Source organism: Microvirga sp. P4_A5 (assembly GCF_056402495.1).
Genome location: NZ_JBFUHH010000121.1, coordinates 1 through 11,071, shown reverse-complemented (window position 1 = coordinate 11,071; position 11,071 = coordinate 1). Strand labels below are relative to the sequence as shown.

General features: G+C 63.0%; 10 protein-coding genes and 1 pseudogene. All 11 read right to left on the bottom strand.

The genetic code is table 11. The annotated features are described in order from the left end of the window. Window positions 1-32: 32 nt before the first annotated feature. Window positions 33-2,057, bottom strand: coding sequence for an NADH-quinone oxidoreductase subunit L (nuoL, locus tag AC1DVM_RS20710; RefSeq protein WP_477257606.1), 2,025 nt, complete (start codon window positions 2,055-2,057; stop codon window positions 33-35). A gap of 16 nt (window positions 2,058-2,073) precedes the next feature. Next, the gene (nuoK, locus tag AC1DVM_RS20705) at window positions 2,074-2,382 is read right to left on the bottom strand and encodes an NADH-quinone oxidoreductase subunit NuoK (RefSeq protein ID WP_477257604.1); all 309 of its coding nucleotides are present in this window, start codon (window positions 2,380-2,382) and stop codon (window positions 2,074-2,076) included. Between the two features lie 10 nt (window positions 2,383-2,392). After that, entirely contained in the window at window positions 2,393-3,004 is a 612-nt protein-coding gene (locus AC1DVM_RS20700) for an NADH-quinone oxidoreductase subunit J (protein ID WP_477257602.1), read from the bottom strand. Between the two features lie 154 nt (window positions 3,005-3,158). Continuing rightward, complete coding sequence (gene nuoI, locus AC1DVM_RS20695; RefSeq protein WP_477257600.1) at window positions 3,159-3,647, bottom strand: NADH-quinone oxidoreductase subunit NuoI; 489 nt, start codon at window positions 3,645-3,647, stop codon at window positions 3,159-3,161. 16 nt (window positions 3,648-3,663) lie between these two features. Continuing rightward, the gene (gene nuoH, locus AC1DVM_RS20690; protein ID WP_477257598.1) at window positions 3,664-4,689 is read right to left on the bottom strand and encodes an NADH-quinone oxidoreductase subunit NuoH; all 1,026 of its coding nucleotides are present in this window, start codon (window positions 4,687-4,689) and stop codon (window positions 3,664-3,666) included. 12 nt (window positions 4,690-4,701) lie between these two features. Continuing rightward, window positions 4,702-6,780, bottom strand: coding sequence for an NADH-quinone oxidoreductase subunit NuoG (nuoG, locus tag AC1DVM_RS20685; RefSeq protein ID WP_477257596.1), 2,079 nt, complete (start codon window positions 6,778-6,780; stop codon window positions 4,702-4,704). Window positions 6,781-6,789: 9 nt separating this feature from the next. Further along, window positions 6,790-8,091, bottom strand: a complete 1,302-nt coding sequence (nuoF, locus tag AC1DVM_RS20680; RefSeq protein ID WP_477257594.1) for an NADH-quinone oxidoreductase subunit NuoF — start codon at window positions 8,089-8,091, stop codon at window positions 6,790-6,792. A 13-nt stretch (window positions 8,092-8,104) separates the two neighbouring features. After that, on the bottom strand, window positions 8,105-9,169 hold the full coding sequence (gene nuoE / locus AC1DVM_RS20675; protein ID WP_477257592.1) for an NADH-quinone oxidoreductase subunit NuoE: 1,065 nt from the start codon (window positions 9,167-9,169) through the stop codon (window positions 8,105-8,107). A 93-nt stretch (window positions 9,170-9,262) separates the two neighbouring features. Next, a complete protein-coding gene (locus AC1DVM_RS20670; protein WP_477257590.1) occupies window positions 9,263-10,453 on the bottom strand; it encodes an NADH-quinone oxidoreductase subunit D in 1,191 nt (396 codons plus the stop codon). A gap of 49 nt (window positions 10,454-10,502) precedes the next feature. Then, window positions 10,503-10,910, bottom strand: a complete 408-nt coding sequence (locus AC1DVM_RS20665; protein WP_477257588.1) for a four helix bundle protein — start codon at window positions 10,908-10,910, stop codon at window positions 10,503-10,505. 28 nt (window positions 10,911-10,938) lie between these two features. Beyond that, window positions 10,939-11,071, bottom strand: a pseudogene (locus AC1DVM_RS20660) (NADH-quinone oxidoreductase subunit C); the annotation flags it as partial.

The window sequence follows — 11,071 nt, the reverse complement described above, 5'->3', positions numbered from 1 at the left end:
GAGCAGGCCGGAGAGAATGCCGAAACCGAGCATCAATGTGCCCCCCGGAAGAGATAGAAGGTGATGAAGGCCGCAACGCCGATGAGCATCGCGAAGGCGTAATGATAGAGATAGCCCGATTGCACCCGCACCACGCCGCGTGTGACGTCGAGGACGCGCGCCGAGACCCCGTCAGGACCAAGCCCGTCGATGATGCGTCCATCGCCCATGCGCCACAGGAAGCGGCCGATGCTCAGCGCGGGACGCACGAAGATCGCGTCGTAGAGCTCATCGAAATACCATTTGTAGAGAAGGAAGCGGTAGAGCGCCGGATGGTCGGTGGCGAGCTGCGCGGGCTTCTTGGTGTCGATGATGTACATGTACACCGCGAGGACGAAGCCTGCGATCATCATCACGGTCGGGATCAGCGGCACCCAGAACGGGAGGTGGTGCATGGTCTCGAGGATGTGGTTGTCCGGACGCGTGAAGATCGCACCCTTCCAGAATTCCGCCGATCCCTCGCCGATGAAGGCATTGTGGAAGATCAGGCCGGCGACCAGCGCGCCGAGCGCCAGCAGCGCAAGCGGAACCAGCATCACGAGCGGGCTCTCATGCGGCTTGTGCTCGCCATGCTGGCCATGGTCGTGCGCACCATGGGTCGAAGCGGCGATGTCGTGCCCTTCCGCATCGTGCTCCGCGCCTTCATGGCTGCTGGCATGGGCCGCGCCATCCCAGCGCGCGGGACCCTCGAACGTCATGAAGAAGAGGCGCCAGGAATAGAACGACGTCATGAAGGCCGCGACCACCGTTGCAATGAACGCGAAGCTGCCGGCGCTCGAATGCGCCGCATAGGCCGACTCGATGACCGCATCCTTGGAATAATAGCCTGCCGTGAACGGGAAGCCGGTGAGCGCCAGCGTTCCGATCGCCATCATCGCCGTGGTGAACGGGATGTATTTGCGCAGCGCGCCCATGCTCCGCATGTCCTGCTCGTGATGCATCGCATGGATGACCGAGCCGGCGCCGAGGAACAGCAGCGCCTTGAAGAAGGCGTGCGTGAAGAGATGGAACACGCCCACGCCGTAGGCCCCGACGCCCAGCGCCACGAACATGTAGCCGAGCTGCGAACAGGTCGAATAGGCGATCACGCGCTTGATGTCGTTCTGGACGAGACCGACGGTGGCGGCGAAGAAGGCCGTGATGCCGCCGATGACCGTCACAAAGGTGAGCGCGGTCGGCGCATATTCGAAGACGGGCGACATGCGCGCGACCATGAACACGCCCGCCGTCACCATGGTGGCGGCGTGGATGAGGGCGGATACCGGCGTCGGTCCCTCCATGGCGTCCGGCAGCCAGGTGTGCAGGAGAAACTGCGCCGACTTGCCCATGGCGCCCATGAACAGCAGCAGCGCCGCGACCGTGAGCGCGTGCCATTCGTGGCCGAGGAATACGAAGCGCTGATCGGCGAATTCCGCCACGCGCGGAAAGATCTGGTCGAACGTCACGCCGTCGAACAGCACGAACAGCGTGAAGATGCCGAGCAGGAAGCCGAAATCGCCGACGCGGTTGACGATGAAGGCCTTCATGGCGGCCGCGTTCGCCGATTCCTTCTGATACCAGAAGCCGATCAGCAGGTAGGACGCAAGGCCGACGCCTTCCCAGCCGAAGAACATCTGCACCAGGTTGTCGGCGGTCACCAGCATGAGCATGGTGAAGGTGAAGAGCGACAGATAGGCGAAGAACCGCGACCGGTGCGGGTCCTCGTGCATGTAGCCGATGGAGTAGAGGTGGACGAGGGCCGAGACCGTGTTGACGACGACCAGCATCACGGCGGTGAGCGTATCGATGCGGAAAGCCCAATCGACCACGAGGTCGCCGACCGACATCCATTGGGCGACCTGCACCCGCGTCGCGCCGGAGCCGAACCCGACCTGGAAGAACGCCACCCACGACAAGGCCGCCGCGACGAACAGAAACGCCGTGGTGACGATTTCGCTCGGACGCGGTCCGAGAACCCGTCCGAACAGGCCTGCGATGAGGAAGCCGACGAGCGGCAGGAAGACGATTGCGTGATACATGTCGTATTTCTCGGCCTCAGCCCCTCATCATGTTGACGTCTTCAACCGCGATGGAGCCGCGGTTGCGATAGAACACCACCAGAATGGCAAGGCCGATGGCGGCTTCGGCCGCCGCTACGGTTAGAATCAAAAGCGCGAAGACCTGGCCGACGATGTCGTTCAGATGTGTCGAAAAAGCCACCATGTTGATGTTCACGGCGAGCAGGATCAGCTCGATCGACATCAGGATGACGATGACGTTCTTGCGGTTGAGGAAGATGCCGAACACGCCGAGCGTGAACAGAAGCGCCGCGACCGTGAGATAATGGCTGAGGCCGATGACCATCGCGTGTCTCCTATATGCCCTGGCGGGAGGGAACCTTGCGCAGCTCCACATCCTGCGCCGTCCGGGCGTTCTGTACCGAGATGTCCTGACGGCGGATGCCCTTGCGCTCACGCAAGGTGAGCACGATGGCGCCGATCATGGCGACCAGCAGGATCAGCCCCGCCGCCTGGAAGAAGTAGAAGTAGCGCGTGTAGAGCACATGGCCGAGCGCCTCGGTGTTGGTCATCACGTCCGGCGAGGGAATCGGGACCGCCGGCGACCGCACGAGGCCGGGATCGACGATGTAGGCCCCGAGAACGAGGGTGAGTTCGAGGAAGAACACCACGCCGATGAGCGCGCCGAAGGGCAGGTATTGCAGAAAGCCCTGTCGCAGCTCGGCGAAATCCACGTCGAGCATCATGGTGACGAAGAGGAACAACACCGCCACCGCGCCCACATAGACGATGACGAGGATCATCGCCAGGAACTCCGCGCCCATCATCAGGAACAGGCCCGCCGCGTTGACGAAGGCCAGGATGAGGAACAGCACCGATTGCACGGGATTGCGCGAGGCGATCACCATGAAACCGGAGGCGACCGCCACGGTCGCGAAGAGATAGAAGAAGGCGGCTGTAACCGTCATGCGAAATTCCTGTGCCGGATATCCGGCGTTGTTATTCTGGTGAGTGGCGAATAGCCAATGGCGAATGGTAAGCCGGCGCGAAGAGGTGTGAATGTTCCTTCATCACACTCTTTCGTCTCTTTTCCATTCGCCATTCGCCACTCCCCATTCGCCCTTACCGATAAGGCGCGTTCTTGGCGATGTTCTGCGCGATCTCGCGCTCCCAGCGATCGCCGTTATCGAGCAGCTTGGCCTTGTCGTAGTAAAGCTCCTCGCGGGTCTCGACCGAGAATTCGAAATTCGGGCCTTCCACGATGGCGTCGACCGGGCAGGCTTCCTGGCAAAGGCCGCAATAGATGCACTTCACCATGTCGATGTCGTAGCGGGTGGTGCGGCGTGTGCCGTCATTCCGGCGCGGTCCAGCCTCGATGGTGATGGCCTGGGCCGGACAGATCGCCTCGCAGAGCTTGCACGCGATGCAGCGCTCCTCCCCGTTCGGATAGCGGCGCAACGCGTGCTCACCGCGGAAACGCGGTCCGCGATGTCCCATCTCGAACGGATAATTGATGGTGGCCTTCGGCTTGAAGAAATATTTCATGGCCAGGATGAACCCGGACACGAACTCCGTCAGCAGAAGTGATCTTGCAACCTGATCGAGCCTCATCGCCATCGATCCCCTTTTAGCGCATGCCCGGCGCGAGGCCGGTCAGCATCAGAACGCCGGCGACGATCACCACCATGGCGAGCGAGAGCGGAAGGAAAACTTTCCACCCGAGGCGCATGAGCTGATCGTAACGGTAGCGCGGCACCATGGCTTTCGCCATGGCCATCATGAAGAACAGGAAGCTCGCCTTGAGGATGAACCAGATCACCCCCGGAACCCAGGTGAAGGGCGCGAACGGGATCGGGGACAGCCAGCCGCCGAGGAACAGGATGGTGCCGATCGAGCACATGGTCATGATGGCCACGTATTCGCCGAGCATGAACAGCAGGTACGGGGTGGACGAATATTCCACCATGTAGCCAGCGACCAGCTCGGATTCGGCTTCCGGCAGGTCGAAGGGCGGGCGGTTGGTCTCCGCCATGGCGGAAATGAAGAACACCACGAACATCGGGAAGAGCGGCAGCCAGTACCAGCCGAGAATGCCCAACGCCGTATTCTGCGATTCCACGATGCCCGACAGGTTCAGCGTTCCGGCGCACATCAGCACCGTGACGATGACGAAGCCGATGGAGACCTCGTAGGACACCATCTGGGCGGCCGAGCGCAGGGCGCCGAGGAACGGGTATTTCGAGTTCGACGCCCAGCCGCCCATGATGACGCCATAGACGCCGAGCGACGAGATCGCGAAGATGTAGAGAATTCCCACATTGATGTTTGCGATGGCCCAGCCGGCATCGAGCGGAATGACCGCCCAGGCGGCGAGCGACAGCACGCAGAACAGCAGCGGCGCGAGAAGGAACATGCCCTTGTTGGCGGGGGCCGGAATCACCGGCTCCTTGAGCACGAACTTCAAAAGGTCCGCGAACGATTGCAGCAGGCCCCACGGACCCACGACGTTGGGACCGCGACGAAGCTGCACCGCGGCCCAGATCTTGCGATCGGCCAGAAGCGCATAGGCGATGAAGATCAGAAGCGCGACGAGGAGCAGCAGGCTCTTGCCCACCATGATCGCAACGCTGAGGAGAATATCTCCGAGTTCCATATTCCGATCCTCTTACTCGGCCGCTTCGAGCCGGACATGACGGGCGAGCGCTGAGCACTCGGCCATGACCTGCGACGAGCGGGCGATCGGGTTCGTGAGGTAGAAATCCTTCACGGGGCTGACGAAAGCCTCGCGTCCGGGTGTTCCGCCGATGGCGGCCAAGGCCTTGACGCCCGCGCCGACGTCGCTCTGCGCAATGGTGTCGAGCGCCGAGAAATGCGGATGCTCCGCATAAAGCTTCTGGCGAAGCGCGCTGAGCGAATCGAACGGCAGGCGTTGACCCAGCACATCCGACAGGGCGCGCAGGATCGCCCAATCCTCGCGCGCATCGCCGGGTGCGAAGGCGGCGCGGTTGGCCATCTGCACGCGGCCTTCCAGATTGACGTAAGTGGCCGACTTCTCCGTGTAGGTCGCACCCGGCAGGATGACGTCGGCCCGGTGCGCGCCGCGGTCCCCGTGGGTTCCCTGATAGATCACGAACGCGCCGGGCGCGATGTCGATTTCGTCCGCCCCGAGGTTGAACAACACATCGACGCCGCCGTCGGCCATCTGACGCGCGCTCAATCCGCCCGCGCCCGGCACGAAGCCGAGATCGAGCGCACCGACCCGCGAGGCGGCGTTGTGCAGAACCGAGAAGCCGTTCCAGCCCTCGTGGACCGCGCCGACATTGTCGGCAAGCTGTGCTGCGAGCGACAGGACGGCGAGGCCGCCTTCGCCCGCGAACGCGCCCGGCCCGACGATGATGAGCGGGTTCTTCGCGCCTTTGAGCTTTTCCACGAAGCCGTGACGGCCGGCCGCGATCTCGGCCAGCGTCTCGGCGCCAGCGCCGAGATATTCATAAGGATAGGTGAGATCCACCCGCTCGCCGATCAGGGCGATCGGCGGCGGCGCCATGCGCCAGCGCTTGCGGATGCGCACGTTGACCAGCGACGCCTCGAGGCGCGGGTTCGCGCCCACGATCAGGATCGCGTCCGCATCCTCGATGCCTGCGATGGTCGCGTTGAACAGATAGGACCCGCGGCCATGGGCCGGCGACATCAGGCTGCCGTCCTGGCGCGCATCGATATTCGCCACGCCGAGGCTCTGCATCAGGCTCTTGAGCGCGAACAATTCCTCGACGGAAGCGAGATCGCCCGCGATGGCGCCGATGCGCTTCCTGTCGGCGATCTTCACGCGCGCGGCGATGACGCTGAAAGCCTCCTGCCATGTGGCGGGACGCAGGCGTCCGTCGACGCGCACGAACGGACGGTCGAGACGCTGGAGGCGCAGGCCGTCGACGATGTGGCGGGCCTTGTCGGTGATCCATTCCTCGTTCACCGCCTCGTTCACGCGCGGCAGAATGCGCATGACCTCGCGGCCGCGGGAATCGACGCGAATGGACGAGCCGACCGCATCCATCACGTCGACCGAATCGGTCTTCGACAATTCCCAGGGACGATAGTGGAAGGCTTCCGGCTTGTGGGTCAGCGCACCCACCGGGCAAAGATCGGCGGCGTTCGATTGCAGTTCGGAGCCGAGCGCCTTCTCGAGATAGCTCGTGATCTCCATGTCCTCGCCGCGCCAGATCGCGCCGAGATCCTCGACGCCTGCCACTTCCGAGACGAAGCGCACGCAGCGGGTGCAGTGAATGCACCGGTTCATGGAGGTCTTGATCAACGGGCCGAGATACTTGTCCGGAACCGCGCGCTTGTTCTCATCATAGCGGCTGGTATCGACGCCGTAGGCCATCGCCTGGTCCTGCAGGTCGCATTGGCCGCCCTGGTCGCAGATCGGGCAATCGAGCGGATGGTTGATGAGGAGAAACTCCATCACCCCTTCGCGCGCCTTCTTGACCGTCTTGGACTTGGTGAGGATTTCCGGCGGTTCGCCATTCGGACCCGGGCGGCAATCACGCACGCCCCAGGCGCAGGACGCCACGGGCTTGGGCGCACCCTTCACCTCGACGAGGCACATGCGGCAATTGCCGGCGATCGACAGCCGTTCGTGGAAGCAGAAGCGCGGGATCTCCGCGCCCGCGGCCTCGGCCGCCTGCAGCAAGGTGAATTCCGGCGGGACGTCGACTTCGACGCCGTCAACGATGATTTTTGCCATCTCGCTTCTCTACTCCGCCGCCAACATCACGGATTCGGAATGCGGGTTCGCCGCGTAATCGTCGATCCGCTTCTCGATTTCATGCCGGAAATGCCGGATCAGCCCCTGCACCGGCCAGGCCGCCGCGTCGCCGAGCGCGCAGATGGTGTGGCCTTCGATCTGGGTCGACACTTCCAGCAGCATGTCGATCTCGCGCTTCTGCGCACGGCCTTCCGACATGCGCGTGAGCACGCGCCACATCCACCCGGTGCCTTCGCGGCACGGGGTGCATTGGCCGCAGCTCTCGTGCTTGTAGAAATACGAGATGCGCGTGATGGCGCGGACGATGTCGGTGGACTTGTCCATGACGATCACGGCCGCAGTGCCGAGACCGGATTTCAGGTTCCGCAGCGTATCGAAATCCATATACGCGTCGATGATCTCATGCGCCGGGACGCAAGGCACCGACGAGCCGCCCGGGATGACCGCCAGCAGGTTGTCCCACCCGCCGCGAATGCCGCCGCAATGGGTGTCGATCAATTCGCGGAACGTCAGCCCCATCGCCTCTTCGACGTTGCAGGGCTTGTTTACATGGCCGGACACGCAGAACAGCTTGGTGCCGACGTTGTTCGGCCGTCCGATACTGGAGAACCATGACGCGCCGCGCCGCAGAATCGTGCCCGCCACGGCGATCGACTCGACGTTGTTCACCGTCGTCGGGCAGCCATAGAGGCCCATATTGGCGGGGAACGGCGGCTTGAGGCGCGGCATGCCCTTCTTGCCTTCGAGGCTTTCCAGCAGGGCCGTCTCCTCGCCGCAGATGTAAGCGCCGGCGCCGTGATGGAGATAGAGATCGAACGGGAAGCCGTGGATGTTGTCCTGGCCGATCAACCGCGCCTCATACGCTTCGTCGATGGCCTTCTGCAGCGCATAGCGCTCGGCGATGTACTCGCCGCGGATGTAGATGTAGGCGGCGTTCGCATTCATCGCGAAGGACGCGATCAGGCAGCCTTCGATCAGCAGGTGCGGATCGTGCCGCATGATCTCGCGGTCCTTGCAGGTGCCGGGCTCCGACTCGTCCGCATTGACCACGAGATAGCTCGGGCGACCGTCTGAAACCTTCGGCATGAACGACCATTTCATGCCGGTCGGAAATCCCGCGCCGCCACGGCCGCGAAGGCCGGACTTCTTCATCTCGTCGATGATCCAGTCGCGGCCCTTCTCGAGCAGGAACTTCGTGCCGTCCCAATTGCCGCGCATCTTCGCCRCCGCGAGATCGGGCGAATGAAGGCCGTAGAGATTGGTGAAGATGCGGTCCTTGTCCTGAAGCATGCTACATCACTCCTCAGGATCGTTTCTTGGTGGGATCGGGAAGCACATCGGGCTTGCTTTCGCTGCCGTCGCGGCGGGTCTGCGCGTCGGAGGGCGGCGTTCCGGCGATGGGCGTCGTCGGCGCGTCGGGCGTCGGGCGCCCGTCTGCCGGCTTCGAGGGCGTGCCCACATAGGACTTGTCGCTCTGCGGAGCCGGAACCTTCTGGCCCGAATCCTGCGGGGCCATCGTCGTCCTGGAGGCGTCGGAGCTCTCGCGGCGCTCGGTGGCGCTCACCGGGGCCTCGCCTTCCTTCACGCGCTTGGCCGGTGTATCCGCTTTCTCGGACTCGATGGCCCGGCCGGAATCCGGTTTGCCGGGCTTGGGCGTGGCGGCGGTCGTTGCCGCGGCGCTTGCGGCCTCGCCGGTCTCGACCGGCTTCAGGGCCTCTTCGTCGAACCGTTTGCGCCATGCGCCGATCATGGAGCCGTCATAAAGCGACGCATCCGTCAGGGTCTTGATGTCGCCTTCCGGCTCCGATGCGCGACGGGTCGTTTGCGGACCGGCCTTGACGGGCCGCCCGGCCGCGAGATCGTCGAGGAGCTTCTCGAAATTCTCCGGCGTCAGGTCTTCGTAATAATCGTGGTTGATCTGCACCATCGGGGCATTGCAGCAGGCTCCCAGGCACTCGACCTCGAGCCATGAGAAATTGCCGTCGGCCGAGACATGGCTCTGTTCGCCGACACGGCGTTCGAGCACTTTCTTGATCTCGCCCGCGCCCCGCAGCGCGCAAGGCGTCGTGCCGCAGAACTGGATGAAATATTTGCCAACCGGATCGAGATTGAACATCGTGTAGAAGGTCGCGACCTCGAGCACGCGGATGTCCGGCATGTCGAGGCGCACCGCGACCGTTTCGATCGCCTTGCGCGGCAACCAGCCGCCGGCCTGCTCCTGCGCCCGCCACAACAGCGGAATCACCGCCGAAGCCTGGCGGCCCGGCGGGTATTTGGCGATCTGCTCCTGCGCAAAAACCTCGTTCTCGGGCGAGAACGAAAAGCTCTTGGGCTGTATTTCATCAGGCGCGAGCCTACGAACGGCCATTCTAACCTCTCTCAACCGTCATGGCCCGGCTTGACCGGGCCATACACGACTTTGACTTGACGCCGCGCCACGAATTCCGTGGCGGGCCGAAAACTACCTGTCGACCTCGCCGAAGACGATGTCGAGCGAACCGAGAATGCCCGCGACGTCGGCCAGCATGTGCCCGCGGCACATGAAGTCCATCGCCTGCAGGTGCGCAAAGCCGGGAGCGCGGATCTTGCAGCGATAAGGCTTGTTGGTGCCGTCGGCCACGAGATAGACGCCGAACTCGCCCTTGGGCGCCTCGACGGCTGCATAGACCTCGCCGGCCGGCACGTGAAAGCCTTCCGTATAAAGCTTGAAGTGATGGATGAGCGCTTCCATCGACCGCTTCATGTCCCGCCGCGAAGGCGGCGCGATCTTGCCATCGAGGGTGTTGATAGGACCCTGCCCCGCGGGCTCGCGCAGCTTGGTGATGCATTGACGCATGATGCGCACGCTCTGGCGCATTTCTTCCATGCGGATGACCTGGCGGTCGTAATTGTCACAATTCTTTCCGACCGGAATGTCGAAATCCATTTCCTCGTAGCACTCATAGGGTTGCGACTTGCGCAGATCCCATGCGGCGCCCGAGCCGCGCACCATGACGCCGGAGAACCCCCATTTCCAGCAATCCTCCAGCGACACCACGCCGATATCGACGTTGCGCTGCTTGAAGATGCGGTTGCCGATCACGAGCGTGTCGAGATCGTCCACGACCTTCAGGAAGGGATCGCAGAACGCCTCGATATCGTCGATCAGCGCGGGCGGCAGGTCCATGCTGACGCCGCCGGGCCGGATGTAGTTGGCGTGCATCCGCGAGCCCGATGCGCGCTCGTAGAAGATCATCAGCTTTTCGCGCTCCTCGAACCCCCACAAGGGAGGCGTGAGCGCGCCGACGTCCATGGCCTGCGTGGTCACGTTCAGAAGATGCGACAGCAGCCGTCCGATTTCCGAATAGAGCACGCGGATCAGCTGGGCGCGCCGCGGAATCGCGATGCCGAGCAGCTTCTCGACCGCGAGGCAATAGGCGTGCTCCTGATTCATCGGCGCGACGTAGTCGAGCCTGTCGAAATAGGGCGTTGCCTGCGTGTAGGTCTTGTACTCGATCAGCTTCTCGGTGCCGCGGTGAAGCAGGCCGATATGCGGATCGACCCGTTCGACAACCTCGCCGTCGAGCTCCAGCACAAGCCGCAACACGCCGTGCGCCGCCGGGTGCTGCGGACCGAAATTGATCGAGAAGTTGCGGATGTTGTGTTCGGTCATTGGTTGGGAACCAGCGAATGGCGAATGGCGAATGGCGAATGCATGGACATCATGCCGTTGCCCCGGCGGTCTTGCGTTGCAACGTCCTGATCAGCGCGCGCAACCGTTTTCCCAACGTATCGCATTTGCTGAGCATCGGATCGCAGGTTGTTTGATTCACGAGGCCAACGCGGGACGACAGTAAGAGGTGGGTTTCCAGCTCTTTCAACGAGCCCTGAGCGATACTCAGAAAATTCACGAAATAAGGGGTGCTTTCGCGACCGTGACCTTCGGAGATTTTGGCGGCGATGGAGACTGCCGCCCGCCTGATCTGAGACACCATGCCGAACATCTCTTCCTTCGGAAAGGAGCGTGTCATCGTGTAAGCCGCCTCGGCAAGCGTCATCGCGTCCTGCCAGACACGAAGGTCGCGATAGGAATTGATGTGGCCACGCCACGACGCGCCCTCCTCTTCCATTCGCCATTCGCCACTCACCCTTCACCCCTTACCCCTTCGCCTTCTCATCGCCCGGCAGCACATAGTCAGTGCCTTCCCACGGCGAGAGAAAGTCGAAGTTGCGGAATTCCTGGTTGAGTTTCACGGGCTCGTAGACGACGCGCTTCTGTGCGTCGTCGTAG